The organism is Pseudoduganella sp. GW821-FHT12E03 (assembly GCF_058807115.1).
Genome location: NZ_JBXAQJ010000004.1, coordinates 397,902 through 414,493, shown reverse-complemented (window position 1 = coordinate 414,493; position 16,592 = coordinate 397,902). Strand labels below are relative to the sequence as shown.

General features: G+C 60.5%; 12 protein-coding genes. 9 read left to right on the top strand and 3 right to left on the bottom strand.

Going from position 1 to position 16,592, the window contains the following annotated elements:
• Positions 1-5: 5 nt before the first annotated feature.
• Positions 6-1,100, bottom strand: coding sequence for a helix-turn-helix transcriptional regulator (locus AC1RRC_RS12705; protein WP_493055834.1), 1,095 nt, complete (start codon positions 1,098-1,100; stop codon positions 6-8).
• Positions 1,101-1,175: 75 nt separating this feature from the next.
• Here AC1RRC_RS12705 and AC1RRC_RS12700 point away from each other — a divergent pair, with 75 nt between their 5' ends.
• Positions 1,176-2,084: a haloalkane dehalogenase gene (locus tag AC1RRC_RS12700; protein ID WP_493055833.1), complete on the top strand. Its 909-nt coding sequence runs from the start codon at positions 1,176-1,178 to the stop codon at positions 2,082-2,084.
• 208 nt (positions 2,085-2,292) lie between these two features.
• Here AC1RRC_RS12700 and AC1RRC_RS12695 read toward each other — a convergent pair whose 3' ends face one another.
• Together AC1RRC_RS12695 and AC1RRC_RS12690 are read right to left on the bottom strand one after the other, a co-directional pair.
• Positions 2,293-3,000 carry a 5'-methylthioadenosine/adenosylhomocysteine nucleosidase gene (locus tag AC1RRC_RS12695; protein WP_493055832.1) on the bottom strand — a complete coding sequence of 236 codons (708 nt, stop codon included), beginning with the start codon at positions 2,998-3,000 and terminating at the stop codon, positions 2,293-2,295.
• A 481-nt stretch (positions 3,001-3,481) separates the two neighbouring features.
• Positions 3,482-6,574, bottom strand: coding sequence for a bifunctional diguanylate cyclase/phosphodiesterase (locus AC1RRC_RS12690; protein ID WP_493055831.1), 3,093 nt, complete (start codon positions 6,572-6,574; stop codon positions 3,482-3,484).
• A 389-nt stretch (positions 6,575-6,963) separates the two neighbouring features.
• On the opposite strand from AC1RRC_RS12690, the gene AC1RRC_RS12685 reads away from it, so the two are divergent.
• The 8 genes from AC1RRC_RS12685 (at position 6,964) to AC1RRC_RS12650 (ending at position 16,587) form a co-directional block, all read left to right on the top strand.
• Entirely contained in the window at positions 6,964-7,998 is a 1,035-nt protein-coding gene (locus AC1RRC_RS12685; RefSeq protein WP_493055830.1) for an NAD(P)H-dependent flavin oxidoreductase, read from the top strand.
• A gap of 9 nt (positions 7,999-8,007) precedes the next feature.
• Positions 8,008-9,633 (top strand): GMC family oxidoreductase, encoded by a 1,626-nt coding sequence (locus AC1RRC_RS12680; protein WP_493055829.1) that lies wholly within the window; start codon positions 8,008-8,010, stop codon positions 9,631-9,633.
• Positions 9,634-9,791: 158 nt separating this feature from the next.
• Positions 9,792-10,562: an ABC transporter ATP-binding protein gene (locus tag AC1RRC_RS12675; protein WP_493055828.1), complete on the top strand. Its 771-nt coding sequence runs from the start codon at positions 9,792-9,794 to the stop codon at positions 10,560-10,562.
• The gene (locus AC1RRC_RS12670) at positions 10,562-11,269 is read left to right on the top strand and encodes an ABC transporter ATP-binding protein (RefSeq protein WP_493055827.1); all 708 of its coding nucleotides are present in this window, start codon (positions 10,562-10,564) and stop codon (positions 11,267-11,269) included. Before AC1RRC_RS12675 ends, AC1RRC_RS12670 begins: the two co-directional genes overlap by 1 nt.
• A 31-nt stretch (positions 11,270-11,300) precedes the next feature.
• Positions 11,301-12,500, top strand: a complete 1,200-nt coding sequence (locus tag AC1RRC_RS12665) for an ABC transporter substrate-binding protein (protein ID WP_493055826.1) — start codon at positions 11,301-11,303, stop codon at positions 12,498-12,500.
• 68 nt (positions 12,501-12,568) lie between these two features.
• A complete protein-coding gene (locus tag AC1RRC_RS12660) occupies positions 12,569-13,453 on the top strand; it encodes a branched-chain amino acid ABC transporter permease (protein WP_493055825.1) in 885 nt (294 codons plus the stop codon).
• 9 nt (positions 13,454-13,462) lie between these two features.
• Positions 13,463-14,434, top strand: a complete 972-nt coding sequence (locus tag AC1RRC_RS12655; protein WP_493055824.1) for a branched-chain amino acid ABC transporter permease — start codon at positions 13,463-13,465, stop codon at positions 14,432-14,434.
• A gap of 68 nt (positions 14,435-14,502) precedes the next feature.
• Positions 14,503-16,587, top strand: coding sequence for a 3-hydroxybutyrate oligomer hydrolase family protein (locus AC1RRC_RS12650; RefSeq protein WP_493055823.1), 2,085 nt, complete (start codon positions 14,503-14,505; stop codon positions 16,585-16,587).
• Positions 16,588-16,592: the final 5 nt, after the last annotated feature.

Sequence of the window (16,592 nt, the reverse complement as noted above, 5' to 3'; positions counted from 1 at the left end):
CCGGGTTATCCACCCGGCATTTTTTTTGCCTGCCGATAGGCCAGCGGCGCGATGCCGGCCATGGTTTTAAAGGCATGGCTGAAATTGGCGGCATCGGAATAGCCCAAGTGTGCAGCGATCCGGCCCAGCGGCAGGCCGCTGGTGCGCAACAGCGTGCAGGCGCGCTCGTGGCGGATCGCCTTGCCCATGCCGTGCAGGCTGGCGCCTTCTTGCGCCAGGTGGCGCCGCAAGGTGCGGGGACTGGTATCGAGCAGTGCCGCCAGGTCGGCCAGGGTCGGCTGGCAATCGACTGCTTCGCGCAACATGGTTTCCACCCACCCCAGGATCGACCGGGTGCGGCCGAATGCCGCCTGCAATCGCGCCAGGTCCGGCTGGCCCGCCGCTGGCGGGACCGGCTTCCGGGGCTGGTCGAGCAGGGCGGCCGGGATCTCGATGCGCACACCGGGCAAACCGGGCGTGTCGAAGTGATAACGCGCCGGCCGCAACGCGGCATAGCGGGCGCGGTGCGGCGGGGCCGGAATCGACAGGTATGCGTCGAAGGGCGCCGACAGCGGGCCGGTGGCCGAGCATAAATCGCTGTAAAACCCCACTGCCGCCATTTCCACGATCACGTGCAAGGCCACACTGCCCATGGTCGCGGCGGGCCGGAACACCAGTTCCCCGGCGCCGCCGGCATGCTGGCGCGTGTAATGCACGGAAACCGCCGGCGTCACCAGCCGCGCATAGCGGGCCGCCAGCCGCAGCATGGCGTCAAAGTTGGCGCAGCGCATGAAGGGCAGCGCCAGTGGACCATGCACATCGAGCCGCATGGCCTTGCCCAGCTCAAAACCGGCATCGCCCCGGCCGGCGGCCACCAGCGCCGTGACCAACGCATCGAAGGCGTCGAAGGTCAGCGCCGCCCCGGCATCGTGCAGGTCGGCTCTGCACAATCCCAGTGGCAGCAGGTACCGGTCGAGGTCGAAGCCGGGGATGCCGTCCGCCATGGCCGGCAGCGGCGCCAGGTAACTCATCGGCAAAGTCGGGGTGTACAGCGGCACGGCGCGCTCCGGCAGTGCGTGGATCGGTGGGGAGGTGCGGTCATTGTGGCGCAGGTTGGCCATCCTTCACAAGTTCCGACCGGCCGCTTTCGGCATCATGGGCAGCGTTACTTTTTGAACGCCGCCCGGCATCCCATCATGAAAATCCTGCGCACGCCTGAATTCTGTTTTACCAACTTGCCCGACTATCCGTTCGCGCCCCACTACCACGAGGTGGCGCCCGGCCTGCGCCTGCACTATGTCGATGAAGGCCCGCGCGATGCGCCGCCGGTGCTGATGCTGCACGGCGAACCGAGCTGGTCGTACCTGTACCGCCACATGATTCCTCCGGTCGCGCAAGCGGGATTGCGCGCATTGGCGCCGGATTTGATTGGTTTTGGCAAATCCGACAAGCCGGCGGCGCGTGGCGACTACAGCTTTTCCGGCCAGGTTGCGTGGATACTGGATTGGATCGAAGCCCTGGATTTACGCGACATCACGCTGGTGTGCCAGGACTGGGGTTCGCTGATCGGCTTGCGGCTGGCGGCGGAAAACCCGGACCGCTTCGCCCGGATCATCCTGTCGAATGGCGGTTTGCCGGTCGGTGCGGGCGAAATGCCGCTGGCCTGGCGCATTTGGGAAAAGTTCGCGCGCCTGAGTCCATGGTTCCCGATCGGCCGCATCTTGCAAGGCGGCATCAAGCGCAAACTGTCCGCGGCCGAGCGGGCCGCATACGACGCGCCCTTCCCGCATGAACGCTACAAGGCCGCCGCACGGATTTATCCGTCGCTGGTGCCGGTGCGTTACGACGACCCGGAATCGGCCGCCGACCGCCGTGCCTGGGATGCGTTACGGCAGTGGCACAAGCCGTTCATTACCTGCTACAGCGATGGCGATCCGATTACGCGGGGCTTTGACCGCCAGTTCCAGCAGGAAGTGCCTGGCGCACGCAACCAGCCGCACTGCACGCTGCGCGGCGGCCATTTCATCCAGGACGACGACCCGCTTCGCTTTGCCGAGCTGGTGATCCAGGCTTGCCAGCCGCCGCTGGCACAGCGTTGTGGATAAACGCAAACTTATCCACCAGGCATTTTTTTGCGTTTTTTGGAGGCTTGGTCCAAAAATCCCTATCGTTATCCTCAATTTGACGGTTTAAAAGCTATTGCAAGGCCGTGGCGGTGCTGGCGCCACTTTTTGATGGCCGGCATCAGGCTGCGCTGAATGCGCCGCAAATCGCCTCTCCGGGGCACTGGCATGGTGTCCGGCTGCGTAAAATTTACACGCGGCAAAAGTTTTGCAAGACACCAAACGCGTAGCGCGAAGCGACCTTGTGGACAAACTCCATGAAATCCACAGGCGCATCTTCGTTGGCGTTGTCCGAGATGGTGCGGATCACGCCGAACGGGATGCCCAGCTCGAAACAGACTTGCGCGACGGCCGCGCCTTCCATTTCCACGGCCAGTAAATCCGGCAAGGCATCCTTCAAGGCGCCCAGTTGCGCCCGGTGTTTGATGAATTGGTCGCCACTGGCAATCAAACCACGGTGCAATTGCGGCGTTCCCGGCTCTTCGTGCAGGAATTCCCGGGCGGCCAGCGCCAGCCGGCGGGTCAAATCGCGGTCCGATGCGATATGCGACTGACCGGTTAACGGGATTTCAAAGCGGGGAAACAGGGGGCTGGCATCCATATCGTGCTGCACCAGCGATTCCGCCACCACGATATCCCCGACCCGGACACCGATGTCACCACTGCCGGCAACGCCGGTAAAGACGATGTGGGTAACTCCAAACTTCTCCACAAGGATACTGGCCGTCATGGCCGCGGCGACTTTCCCGATGCGCGACAGCACGCAGACGGCATCGATGTCCCACAGCTTGCCGGCAGTGTATTCCCGCATGCCGTGGCGGTGTTTTTCCACGTGATGCATGGCATCGATCAAGCCCATTTGTTCTTCAGCGAGCGCGCTGATGATTCCTAAACGCATTCTTCCCCCGTGTTTTTAAGCCTTTGGTTTACAAGATAAATATATAAAAAACATAGTAGTAGATAGTAAACCAGCGGTTTTTTGTGGATAAGTCTGTTAACAACTGAAAAATCAGCGGTTTACGCGATTTAAAACCTGCTGAACAAGCATTGTATCGAGGCGGAACTAGTTCTGGACAACAAAAATCATCCACCAAAGTTCCTGACTTTTCCACTATTGCTCCTGTGGATATGCAACAGGTTGTCCACATTCGGTTTTTTTTGTGTTTTCAAGAAGCGGCTGCAAAAGCACCGCACATTACTTTAAACATTAAAGTATTTATTTAAAATGATAGTAGTAGTAAACGAGCCGTTCTCTGTGGATAACTCCGTTAACCATCTACAAATCAGTTGTTTACGTTAACGATAAGGAACTGGACAACGGTTGTACCAGCGCAGGGGTAAAAACTGGACAACAAAGTCGCGGTGCACAACCTTGGGGCTTACTCACATGCTGTCCTGTGGATATTAATTGACTTATCCACAGAGGACAGCAATTCATCGAGTTCATCACTGGTGATCGGCCGCGAAAACGCGTACCCCTGCAGGAAATCGCAACCGGCGGCCTGCAATTGCACTTGCTGGCGCTGGTTTTCCACGCCTTCGGCGATCACCTGGATGCCCAGTTTGTGGGCCAGCGCGATCACGGCTTCGCACAAATCCGCGCCGGCATCGTTTTCCATCAGGAACGACGGGTCGATTTTGAGGAAATCCAGCGCGTAGCGCTTCAGGAAGGCCACCGAACAGTACCCGGTACCAAAATCGTCCAGCGACAGCGCTATGCCCCCGTCATGCAGCGCCTGGAGCTTGTGCACCACCGTGTGGTCCGCGTCGAGCAGCAAGCCTTCCGTGACCTCCACGATGAGGCTGTTGGGCGCCAGGCGCAGTTCAGCGAGGTAATCGAGCCATTCCGCCACATTGAAGCCCCCTTCGCGGAATTGGCAGACCGAACCGTTGACGGAGACCTGGAAATGTTTATCGTGCAACAACTGCATGCGCTTGGCGGTTTGTGCCGCTTGCCGGAACACCCAGTCGCCGATACCGACGATGGCGCCGGTATGTTCGGCCACCGGAATGAACTCGGAAGGGCACAGCAATCCCCGCGTTGGATGTTGCCAGCGCACCAGGGCCTCGGCTTTCACCAGTTTTCCCGTGGATAACTCCAGCACGGGCTGGTACAGCACCCGGAACTGGTTCTGCATCAGCGCGTCGCGCATTTCATGGGCCAGGATCAGGCGCGCGCGGGTGGCTTCCTGCATGAACGGGGCGAAATAATTGAAGCGGTTGCGGCCCTGCTGCTTGGCCGCATACATGGCCTGGTCGGCATTTTTCAGCAAGGTATCGGCGTCGCGCGCATCGTCGGGATAGAACGTGATGCCCAAACTGGCGGAAATGTGGACCATATCGGCCCCCAACTGGATTGGCGCCGACACGGTTTTCAAGATTTCCTGGGCAATCCGCAACACATCGGGCGGATCGTTGAGTTCCGCCAGGATCACCGTGAATTCATCGCCCCCCAGCCGCGCCACGGCATCGGTGCCGCGCACACAATGGCCCAGCCGTTCCGCCACTTGTTTCAGCAGCGCATCCCCCATGTCGTGGCCCAGGGTATCGTTGACATCCTTGAAACCGTCCAGGTCGATGAACACCAGCGCCATCGGCAACTGGGCGCGATCGGACTTTTTCATTTCCTGCCGCAGCCGTTCGCCAAACATGCGGCGGTTCGGCAAGCCCGTCAGCGTATCGAAGTTGGCTTGCTTCCAGATCAACTCTTCGGACGCTTTTTTCTTCGTGATATCGGAAAACAGCGCCACGCGCCGGTACGCTTCGCCGTTCTGGTCAAACACCGCATCGAAGCGCAGCGCCACCAGGTAATGTTCACCGTGCTTGTCCTGGTGCCAGACTTCGCCTTCCCACTGGCCGGTATTGCGGATCGCATTGCGCATCTTGCGGAAGAATTCGTAATCCTGGCGGCCGGACGTCAATTCATAGGCCCAATGGCCGATCACTTCCGCTTCGGTATAGCCGCTGATGCGGGTAAACGCGGGATTGACGGACAAAATCAAACCTTCCGCATCCGTCACCATCATGCCTTCGCTGCTGTTCTGGTACATCAGCGCGGCCAATTTCATCGATTCATTGTTCTTGCGCCGTTCCGTGATGTTTTCCGCCATCACAAACAAGCCGCGCACCTGTTTATCCGGACCGAAATCCGGCACATACGTGATGGCGTCCCAGCGCACCCCGTCCTTGGTTTGCAACGGCCGTTCAAAATGCACGGATTCCCCCAGCAATGCGCGCTGCAGGTAGCGTGCCGACAGGGCATAGGCTTCCGGCCCGATCATGTCCAGCACGGTCTTCCCCAGCGCGCCGCCGGGCGGCATGTTGAACACTTCTTCAAAACGCCGATTGGTGAAGGTATAGCGCTGGTCGCAATCGACATAGGTGACCAGCGCCGGCAAGTTGTCGGCGATCAGGCGCAGCCGTGTTTCACTGGCGGCGAGTTTTTCCTCCATGTCGCGGCTTGACGCATACAGCAAGCGGTAGCGTGCTTCCCGGTCTTCCACCCGGGCATACGATCTCAGCGCGAAATGCCCGGACAACACCATCAACACCAGCAACAGTGCCAGTCCGGACGTGCCGACCACAAAAGCGGGGCCGGAAAACCACAGGGCCGCCAGGTCGGAACTGCCGACGGCCACGATCAACGGCAAGTTGTCCATCGCGCGGTAGCTGAAAATGCGCGGCAGCTTGTCGATTTTGCTGAGCACCTGGTAAGAGCCGACCGGACTTTGCGCCAGACTACGGAACAAAATCGTGTCCGACAAATCCGTGTTGAACGCGGTATCGAAATTGGGCGCCCGGGCAATCACCCGGCCGTTGCGGTGGATCAATGCAATCGTGACATCCTGGGCAATACGGGCATTTTCGAACACCTGGGCAAACCGGGTCGCATCGAGCGGCGCGGTGATTACCCCCATAAAGCGTCCGTCCGGGCCTTCCACCCGGCGTGCCAGGATAAAAATCCGCTGTTTGGATACCCGGCCGGTAACCGGGCCGCTGACAAACAAGCCCCGCGTCGATCCGCTTTTCAGTTCAGCAAAGTAATCGCGGTCGGAATAATCTGTGCCGGACAGGGGAAAACGGCTGGTGGTGGCAATCGCCTTGCCGTTGGCATCGATAAACGTGATCCAAAAATCATGATGGAAAGCATCACCTGGCGATGTCAGCAACGCACGCATGGTGGCTTCCGAGCCGGTGTGTTCAGCAGGTAACACCTTGATGGTGTTGGCAAAACCGATCAGGGTCAGGTCGACGAACTGGATCGCGTACTTGACGTGGGCTTCCATGCCACGCACGAAATGCTGGGTTTGCCGTTGGAGACCGGCTTCGCGTTCCAGTGCCGACGCGCGGATTTGCCAGGCGACCAGGGCGGTGGCCAGTAACGCCATCAGGAATAGTCCTGCCAGCAAGCGGCGACGAAAACGCAAGTAGGCGTTCGAGCGGATTTCCGTTCGTTTGCGCGGTATAGCCACGGCAACTCCGGCGGGGTCTTGGGAGGATGGTTGCCAATTCAGTATAGAAGAAGTGGATGCCGCCGAGAATCAGTTTCATCGGCGTAGTCGCTTTTCTTCGATGGCTTGTGGGGTTTTGCCGTCAGCGACGCGTAAGATGCCTTTGGTTTACTTTAATAGGATGTTTACAAAATAATAGTATTTGTTAACACACCCTGTTTTCTGTGGATAAGCCGGTTTACTGGAAAAAAATCAGTTGTTTACAAGCTGTACAAGCACCTGCGTAAACCCTGTATGTAAACAGGACGACTTTTGGACAAAAATCAGGGCCGGGATAACATCGCGGTTTACTCACATTTCATGCTTGTGGATATTCATTGGGTTATCCACAGGCGCCAAGGGGGAGTGATATGACGTGGCTTACATTGTTTGAACATCCGATTATCCAGGGGCCGACCGCGGGCGGCGCCAATACGCCGGAGCAAGTGGCGGCCGTCTCGAACGCGGGCGCACTGGGGGCGCTGGCCGGTTCCTTGCTCTCACTCGACACCTTGCGCAGCCAGGTGGCCGCCATCCGCGAACGCACTAATCGGCCGTTTTGCCTGAATTTCTTTGTGCAAAACACGCCATCGCCCACGCCGGAAGAAGTGGCGCTGGGGGAAAAATTGCTGCGTCCGGTGCTCGATGCGCTGGGCTGGGACCGCTTGCCGCTGCCGGCCAAGTGGTGTGAAGATTTCCAGGCGCAATTTGAAACCTTGCTGGCGCTGCGGCCCGCTGTGGCCAGTTTTACGTTCAACCAATTGCATAAAGAGCAAGTTGAACGCCTGCATGCGGCCGGCATTGCCGTGCTGGGCACCATCACGACCGTCGATGAAGCGCTGGCCTGGCAAGCTGCCGGCGCCGACGGCGTGATTGCGTCCGGGATTGAAGCGGGCGGACACCGCGGCACGTTTATCGGACCGCAAAAAGAAGCGCGGCTGACCACCTTTGAACTGTTGCCGGCGGTGGTGGCCGCCGTGAAGATTCCCGTGGTGGCGGCCGGCGGCATCATGGATGGCGCCGATATCCGGCGCGCGCTCGATAGCGGGGCGCAAGCGGTGCAAATGGGCACCGCCTTCCTCGTCACCGACGAATCGGCCATCCATCCCGCCTATAAGCAGCGGCTGTTGCAGGCCGGCGACCATCCGACCCGCCAGACCCGGGCCTTTTCCGGCCGCTATGCGCGCGGACTCGACAACCGCTTCATGCAATTAATGGGGGACGTGGAAGAGCAGGTGCCCGCCTATCCGGTGCAAAACGCCTTGACCGGCAGTATCCGGGCGGAAGCGGCCAAGCGCGGCGATACCGAATGGATGTCGCTGTGGTGCGGCACGGAAGTGCGGCGCGCGCGCGCCATGCCGGCGGCGCAACTGGTGCGGACGCTGGTCCAGGAAATGAAGCGATAAGGGGGCGGTTTGGAATCAGCTGGCGAGTTCGACTACATCATCATCGGCGCCGGCACTGCCGGCTGCGTGCTGGCCAACCGCCTCACGCGCGACAAAAACGTTTCTGTCTTGCTGATCGAGGCGGGCGGCAAGGACGATTATTTATGGATCCACATTCCCGTCGGTTACCTGCACTGCATTAACAACCCCCGCACCGACTGGCTGTATCGCACGGAACAGGATCCCGGCCTCGATGGCCGCAGCCTGATTTATCCGCGCGGCAAGGTCCTGGGCGGCAGCTCGTCGATCAATGGCATGATTTACATGCGCGGCCAGGCCGGGGATTATGACCGCTGGGCCGAGGCTTGCGGCGACGCCGGCTGGCGCTGGGAGTCCGTGTTGCCGCTGTTCCGCCAGAGCGAAGACCACCATGGCGGCGCCAGTGAATTCCATGGCGCCGGCGGCGAGTGGCGGGTGGAGCGGCAGCGCTTGTCCTGGCCCATCCTCGATGCGTTCCGCGAGGCCGCCGCGGAAACCGGTATTCCGAAAGTGCATGATTTCAACCGTGGCGACAACTTTGGCTGCGCGTACTTTGAAGTGAACCAAAAGAAGGGGTTACGGTGGAATACTGCGCGGGCGTTTTTAAAGACGGCGATGCAGCGCGGTAACTTGACGGTGATGACGGGCTGCCATGTGGAAAAGTTCGATATTGTCCACACGCCGGACGGACCCGCATGCCGGGGCGTGATCTTCACGGGTGGCGGCACGCGCTGGCAGGCGCGCGCCACCCGCGACACCATTTCCACGGCCGGTGCGATCGGTTCGCCGCAGTTGCTGCAGTTGTCCGGCATCGGCCCGGCCGACGTGCTGCGGCCGCTGGGCATCGAACCCGTGGTGGATTTGCCCGGCGTGGGCGCCAACCTGCAAGACCATTTACAGCTGCGCATGATTTTTAAAATCCAGGGCGCCACCACCCTCAATACGCTGGCGGCCAGCTGGTATGGCAAATTGCGCATCGGCCTGGAATATGCGCTCAACCGCAGCGGACCGATGTCGATGGCGCCGTCGCAGCTGGGCGCGTTTGCCCGGTCGCGGCCGGAGCTGGCCACGCCGGATGTGCAATACCACGTGCAGCCGCTGTCGCTGGACAAGTTCGGCGAACCGCTGCACGCCTTTCCCGCTTTTACCGCCAGTGTGTGCAATTTGCGGCCGACTTCGCGCGGCTATGTCCGGCTGGTGTCGGCAGACCCGTATGCGGCGCCGAAAATCGCGCCGCTGTACCTGGCCACGCCGGAAGACCGGCAAACAGCGATGGACGCCATCCGCCTGACGCGCCGTATCGTGCAGGCGCCGGCGCTGGCGCGCTACCAGCCGGAAGAATTCCGTCCCGGTCCGCAATACCAGACGGACGGCGACCTGGCGCGGGCGGCCAGTGCGATCGGCACCACGATTTTCCATCCGGTGGGCACCTGCCGCATGGGCCGGGCCGACGATGCGCTGGCGGTGGTGGACAGCCAGTTGCGGGTGCGCGGCGTAACGGGACTACGGGTGGTGGATGCGTCCATCATGCCGTTCATTACGTCGGGCAATACCAATTCGCCGACCGTCATGATCGCGGAAAAAGCCGCGCAACTGATTCAATCAACCAAACCCTGATGCAGCGCAATACAGACGTTGGCTGTGGGAATTTTGCCGCAGTCAATATGGTCAAAAGTGCAAATTTACCCGTAATAATACTGTATTGTTCAAGGTTTCCAAGCTGTGTATTATCGGAGCACAATTTATCGGTTTTACAAGAATAACCGGGGGACGTGATGTCAAACTACATCTTGGAAACAAGAAATTTGACCAAGGAATTCAAGGGATTCACCGCCGTCAACGACGTGAATTTGCGCGTGCAACGCGGCCATATCCATGCACTGATCGGTCCGAACGGGGCCGGTAAAACCACCTGTTTTAATTTGCTGACCAAGTTCCTGGTTCCCACCTCCGGCCAGATCCTGTTCAACGGCAACGACATTACCGCCGCCAAGCCAGCCAGCATTGCCCGCATGGGCATCATCCGCTCGTTCCAGATTTCCGCCGTCTTTCCGCACCTGACAGTGATGCAAAACGTGCGCATCGGCTTGCAGCGCCAGCTCGGCACCAGCTTTCACTTCTGGAAAAGCGAACGCTCGCTGGACCAGTTGAACGACCGCGCCATGGCCTTGCTGGCCGAAGTGGATTTGACCAGCTTTGCCGACACCATCACGGCCGACATGCCGTATGGCCGCAAACGCGCGCTGGAAATCGCCACCACCCTGGCCATGGAACCGGAATTGATGTTGCTCGATGAACCGACGCAGGGCATGGGCCATGAAGACGTCCATCGTGTTACGGAGCTGATCAAGAAGGTCTCGTCCGGCCGCACGATTTTGATGGTGGAACACAATATGAAAGTAGTATCTGGCATTTGCGACAAGATTTCCGTGCTGCAGCGCGGCGCCATGCTGGCCGAAGGCAGCTATGCGGAAGTGTCCAGCAACGCGCAAGTGATGGAAGCGTACATGGGCAGCGAAGCGACGGAACTGGCGGGGGCGCACTGATGGCGACGCCGGCACTGGAAATTTCGGGATTGCAAGCATGGTATGGCGAATCGCACATCCTGCACGATGTGAATATCTCGGTGCAGCCGGGCGAAGTCGTGACTTTGCTGGGCCGCAACGGTGCGGGGCGGACCACCACCCTGCGCGCGATCATGGGCCTGACCGGCGCCCGCAAGGGGTCCATCAAGGTCAACGGCGTGGAAGCCATTGGCATGCCGACGCACAAGATTGCCCACCTCGGGATCGGTTATTGCCCCGAAGAGCGGGGCATTTTTTCGTCGCTGTCGGCCGAGGAAAACCTGATGTTGCCGCCGCAACTGGCGGGCGGCCCCGGCATGCCGGTGGCCGAGATTTACCAGATGTTCCCGAACTTGCAGGAACGCCGCAACAGCCAGGGCACGCGCCTGTCGGGCGGCGAACAGCAAATGCTGGCGGTCGCGCGCATCCTGCGCACCGGCGCCAGGCTGTTGCTGCTCGATGAAATTTCCGAAGGCCTGGCGCCCGTCATTGTGCAGGGCCTGGCGCGCATGATCACCACCCTGAAAGCCAAGGGCTACACCATCGTCATGGTGGAACAGAATTTCCGCTTCGCCGCGCCGCTGGCGGACCGGTTTTATGTGATGGAGCATGGTCAGATTGTCGAGACCGTGGCTGCATCGGAGTTGAGCGCCAAGATGCCGGTATTGACCGAGCTGCTCGGCGTTTAAAGAACCAAACAATTTCTTAGACGGAGACAACATGAAATTCAAGACTATCGCCGCTGCTGCCACCGCGCTTTGCGCACTGTCGTCTGCTCACGCCCAGGTCTCCGGGGACAGCATCAAGATCGGCTTCATCACGGACATGTCCGGCCTGTACTCCGACATTGACGGCCTCGGTGGCGCGGAAGCCATCAAGATGGCGATTGCCGACGCGGGCGTGGTTATCGCCGGCAAGAAAGTTGAATTCATTTCCGCCGACCACCAGAACAAGGCGGACATCGCGGCCTCGAAAGCGCGCGAATGGTTTGACCAGCAGGGCGTCGATTTGCTGATTGGCGGCACCAACTCCGGCGCCAACCTGGCCATGGCGAAAGTCGCGGCGGAAAAGAAAAAAGTCTTCATCGCCATCGGCGCCGGCACCAACCGCCTGACCAATGAAGAATGCTCGCCGTACACCGTGCACTACGCGTATGACACGGTGGCGCTGGCGCGCGGTACCGGCGGCGCCATTGCCAAGCAGGGCGGCAAGAACTGGTACTTCCTGACGGCCGACTATGCGTTCGGCCAGTCGCTGGAAAAAGACACGGCCGATGTCGTCAAAGCCGCCGGCGGCAAAGTCATGGGCAGCGTCAAGCATCCGCTGGCCGCCTCGGACTTTTCCTCGTTCCTGCTGCAGGCGCAATCGTCGGGCGCGCAAATCCTGGGTCTGGCCAATGCCGGTGGCGACGCCATCAATTCGATCAAGGCCGCCAATGAATTCGGGATTGCGAAAAAGATGAAGCTGGCCGGCTTGCTGATCTTCATCAACGATATCCATTCGCTGGGCTTGAACACCACGGCCGGCATGTACCTGACCGATGGCTGGTACTGGGATGCCAATGCCGACACCCGCGCCTGGTCGAAGCGCTACTTTGAAAAGATGAAGAAGGAACCGTCGATGCTGCAGGCGGGCGATTACTCGGCCACCGCCACCTACCTGAAAGCCGTCAAGGCGGTCGGGTCGGATGACGCCGACAAGGTGATGGCGCAACTGAAGAAAACCCCGATCAACGACATGTTTGCGAAAAACGGCGTGATCCGCGCCGATGGCCGCATGGTGCACGACATGTATTTGATGGAAGTCAAAAAGCAGTCGGAATCGAAATACCCTTGGGATTACTACAAGCTCATCGCCACGATTCCCGGCGACCAGGCATACCTGACCAAGGCGGAAACGCAGTGCAAGCTGTGGAAATAAGGTAAGGCGTCAGCAAGCGCCGATGCGCTCGCATCGGCGCGGTGTTCCTCTCATCGGTCTGGACTGTTATGGAAATATTCGGCATCCCCTTTTCCGCCCTGCTGAGCCAACTGTTGATCGGCCTTGTCAACGGCTCGTTTTACGCGATGCTGTCACTGGGCTTGGCGGTGATCTTTGGCTTGCTCAACGTAATTAACTTTTCCCACGGCGCCCTGTACATGATGGGCGCTTTCCTGGCCTGGATGGGGATGACGTACTTCGGCCTCAATTACTGGGCCATGCTGGTGCTGGCGCCACTGCTGGTCGGCGTGTTCGGCATCATCATTGAAAAAACCATGCTGCGCTGGCTGTACAAGCTGGACCACTTATATGGCTTGCTGCTGACGTTCGGTATCACCTTGCTGGTGGAAGGGCTGTTCCGTTCGTTCTACGGCGTGTCCGGCCAGCCGTTTGAAACGCCGGAGGCGCTGCAGGGCGCCACCGACCTGGGCTTCATGATCTTGCCGAATTACCGCGCGTGGGTGGTGGTGGCGTCACTGGTGGTGTGCCTGGCCACGTGGTTCGTGATTGAAAAGACCAAGCTGGGCGCATACCTGCGGGCCGGCACGGAAAACCCGAAACTGGTGGAAGCGTTCGGCATCAACGTGCCGCTGATGGTGACCCTGACTTACGGCTTCGGCGTGGCGCTGGCCGGCTTTGCCGGCGTGTTGGCGGCGCCGATCATCCAGGTGACCCCGCTGATGGGATCGAACCTCATCATTGTCGTGTTTGCCGTGGTGGTGATCGGCGGCATGGGGTCCATCATGGGCTCGATCCTGACCGGGCTGGGCCTGGGGGTCATCGAAGGATTGACGCGCGTGTTTTATCCGGAGTTTTCGTCCACCGTCGTGTTCCTGGTGATGGTGGTGGTGCTGTTGCTGCGTCCGGCCGGCTTGTTCGGCAAGGAAAAATAAGGAAACCCGATGAATAAGAAAATCGGCTATGGCATCGCCCTGGCGATTGCACTGGCGGCGCCGTTTGTCGGCTACCCGGTGTTCCTGATGAAGCTGCTGTGCTTTGCCCTGTTCGCCTGTGCGTTCAATTTGCTGATCGGCTTTACGGGATTGCTGTCGTTTGGCCACGCCGCCTTCTTTGGCGGCGCCGGCTACGTGGCGGGCTACGCGTTGAAGGAAATGCAGGTACCGTTTGAGCTGGGCTTGCTGGCGGGTGTGGTGGGGGCGGCGCTGATCGGCCTGGTCATGGGCGCGCTGGCGATCCGCCGCCAGGGCATTTACTTTTCCATGATCACGCTGGCGCTGGCGCAGCTGGTGTACTTCGGCGCGCTGCGGGCGCACTTCACGGGTGGCGAAGACGGCTTGCAGAGTGTTCCACGTGGAACACTGCTGGGGGTGGTGGACTTGTCGCAAGACTTGACCTTGTACTACGTGGTGCTGGCGATTTTTGTGGCGGGCTTTGCGCTGATCGTGCGCACCGTGCATTCGCCGTTTGGCCAGGTATTGAAAGCCATCAAGGAAAACGAACCGCGCGCGATTTCGCTGGGCTATGACGTCGACAAGTACAAGCTGATGGCGTTTGTCTTGTCGGCCGCGCTGGCCGGGTTGGCGGGCGCCACCAAGACCGTGGTGCTGGGCTTTGAAACCCTGACCGACGTGCACTGGGCCATGTCCGGCCTGGTGATCCTGATGACCCTGGTGGGCGGCATGGGGACCCTGGCCGGACCGATCCTGGGGTCGATGCTGATCATCATGCTGGAAAACAAATTGGGCGATATCGGCGCCTTCCTCGGCAACAGCACGGGGATCGCGTGGTTCAACACATTGGGGGAAGCGGTCAGCATGGTCACGGGATTGATTTTCGTCGCGTGCGTGCTGTTGTTCCGCAAAGGGATTGTGGGGGAGGTGGTGGATCGATTGGGACGAAGAAAGACCGCCTGACTCAATCAAGATACGCCGGCTTAGTCCGGCGTTTTTTTCGGCTATTGAAGTAAAACTGAGGAGAATGTATGAAGCAAAAACGCATCTTTCAACTGACTGCCCTGGCTTCGAGCCTGGCCGCGTGCGGCGTGCTGGCCGGTTGCGGCGACCATGGCAATGTGCAGGAAGACATCAACATGGCGCCGTCGTACCTGGGGACGGTGACTGTCACCAGCTATGACGGCCAGAGCGACGACTTGTTGACGGCGGGCCTGGGCAAGACCGGGCTGGCGGCCGCCGCCGCGCCCGCGTATGCGGACCCGCGCAACCCGACCGCGAAGGAATTGCGCCGCAATGCGATTTTCGCCAATTACCGCGCGGTGCTCGATATCGCCGCCAACAGCGGTTACGGCACCCTGTACGGCCCCAACGTGAATGCGGCCGGCGCGGCCACTGCCGGTGAGGGGTTGGTGGCGGGCAGTGAATACATCGCCTATGCGGACGATGGGACCGGCCGCATGAACGTGACCCTGATGGTGCAGGTGCCCGGCACGTTCGATCCGGCCAATCCGTGCATCGTCACGGGCACGTCGAGCGGCTCGCGCGGGATTTATGGCGCGATCGGCAGCGCGGGCGAATGGGGCTTGAAAAACAAGTGCGCGGTGGCCTATGCGGACAAGGGCAGCGGCACCGGCCTGTACACGTTTGATGATGACAGCGTGAACCTGCAGAACGGGACCCGCGCGACGCGCACCGCGGCCGGCAAGAACGCGATCTTCGCTCCGGTGCTGACCGATGCGGAGCGCGCCAGTTTTATCACCAGCTACCCGGGCCGCGTCGCGTTCAAGCACGCGCACTCGCAACTGAACCCGGAAAAGGATTGGGGCAAGGTGACCTTGCAGGCGGTCGAGTTTGCGTATTACGTGCTGAACGAACGCTTCGGGACCTTGGCGGCCGACGGCAAGAGCCACCTGGTGCGCTTTACGCCAAAAAACACGGTGGCGATCGCGTCCAGCATTTCCAATGGTGCCGGCTCGGCGCTGCTGGCGGCGGAACAAGACACCAAAGGTTTGATCAGCGGCGTGGCGGCCACCGAACCGCAAATCCAGCCGAAGACGGCGGCCGGCTACACGGTGCGGCAGGGCGGCGCCGCCGTGACGGCGCAAGGCAAGCCGTTGTTTGATTATGCGACCTATGCGGCGTTGTACCAGCCATGCGCGGCGGGTGGCGCGGCCAGTGTGGGACGCTGCACGTCGCTGGTCGCGAAAGGGCTGTTGACGGGCGCGAACGCCGTGGACCAGCAAGCCAATGCACTGGCCAAGCTGAAAGCGTATGGCTGGACCGCCGATGCGGAACCGCTGCAGGGTTTGCATGCGGGCACGAATATCCTGGTGGCGGTGACCTATGCCTATGCCTACGGCAAGTTTTCGGTGACCGATAAAGTGTGCGGCTTCAGCTTTGCACCGACCGACGCCGCGACCGGAGTGGTGGCGCCATTCACGGCCGAACAAAAGGCCGCCAGCTTTGCCACGCAAAACGGCATTGTCGGGAACGTCGTGTATGAAGACGGCACCAATGGCGCGCGCCAGTATGCGTTCGGCATTTCCGCCTCGAGCGGTGTGGCGGACCAGTCGCTCGATGGTTTCTTGTGCCTGCGCGCGCTGGCCACGGGCAGCGATCCGGTCACGGGCGGCGCGCTCAGTGCGCTGCTGGCGGCGCAGAGCGAGCGGGTGCGCACCGGCATCGCGGAAGTGCAGGCGACCGGTAACTTGAAGGGCAAACCGGCGGTGATCGTGTCCGGTCGCAGCGATGCGCTGATTCCCGTCAACCACGCCTCGCGCGCGTACCTGGGCTTGAACGCGGTGGCGGAGGGCAGCGCAAGCAAATTGCGCTACATCGAAGTCACCAACGCCAACCACTTCGATTCGTTCAGCAATGCGCTGCCGACGCTGGTCGTGCCGCTGCACGTCTACCTGTTCCGCGCGCTCGATGCCGTGTATGCCAATGCGAAGAACAGCACGACGTCGCCGTTGCCGCCATCGCAAGTGATCCGCACCACCACGCGCGCCAGCAACCTGGTGCCGATCACGGCGGCGAACTTGCCACCGATCGTGGCCAGCCCGGGTGGCAACGTGATCAATGTCGCGGGTAATGTGGTCGACGTACCCAACTGAGTGAA

What these genes read in the sequence shown, in the direction of transcription:
- AC1RRC_RS12705 (WP_493055834.1), bottom strand. Translation starts at nt 1,100, where the DNA reads ATGGCCAACCTGCGCCACAATGACCGCACCTCCCCACCGATCCACGCA.
- AC1RRC_RS12700 (WP_493055833.1), top strand. Translation starts at nt 1,176, where the DNA reads ATGAAAATCCTGCGCACGCCTGAATTCTGTTTTACCAACTTGCCCGAC.
- AC1RRC_RS12695 (WP_493055832.1), bottom strand. Translation starts at nt 3,000, where the DNA reads ATGCGTTTAGGAATCATCAGCGCGCTCGCTGAAGAACAAATGGGCTTG.
- AC1RRC_RS12685 (WP_493055830.1), top strand. Translation starts at nt 6,964, where the DNA reads ATGACGTGGCTTACATTGTTTGAACATCCGATTATCCAGGGGCCGACC.
- AC1RRC_RS12675 (WP_493055828.1), top strand. Translation starts at nt 9,792, where the DNA reads ATGTCAAACTACATCTTGGAAACAAGAAATTTGACCAAGGAATTCAAG.
- AC1RRC_RS12670 (WP_493055827.1), top strand. Translation starts at nt 10,562, where the DNA reads ATGGCGACGCCGGCACTGGAAATTTCGGGATTGCAAGCATGGTATGGC.
- AC1RRC_RS12665 (WP_493055826.1), top strand. Translation starts at nt 11,301, where the DNA reads ATGAAATTCAAGACTATCGCCGCTGCTGCCACCGCGCTTTGCGCACTG.
- AC1RRC_RS12660 (WP_493055825.1), top strand. Translation starts at nt 12,569, where the DNA reads ATGGAAATATTCGGCATCCCCTTTTCCGCCCTGCTGAGCCAACTGTTG.
- AC1RRC_RS12655 (WP_493055824.1), top strand. Translation starts at nt 13,463, where the DNA reads ATGAATAAGAAAATCGGCTATGGCATCGCCCTGGCGATTGCACTGGCG.
- AC1RRC_RS12650 (WP_493055823.1), top strand. Translation starts at nt 14,503, where the DNA reads ATGAAGCAAAAACGCATCTTTCAACTGACTGCCCTGGCTTCGAGCCTG.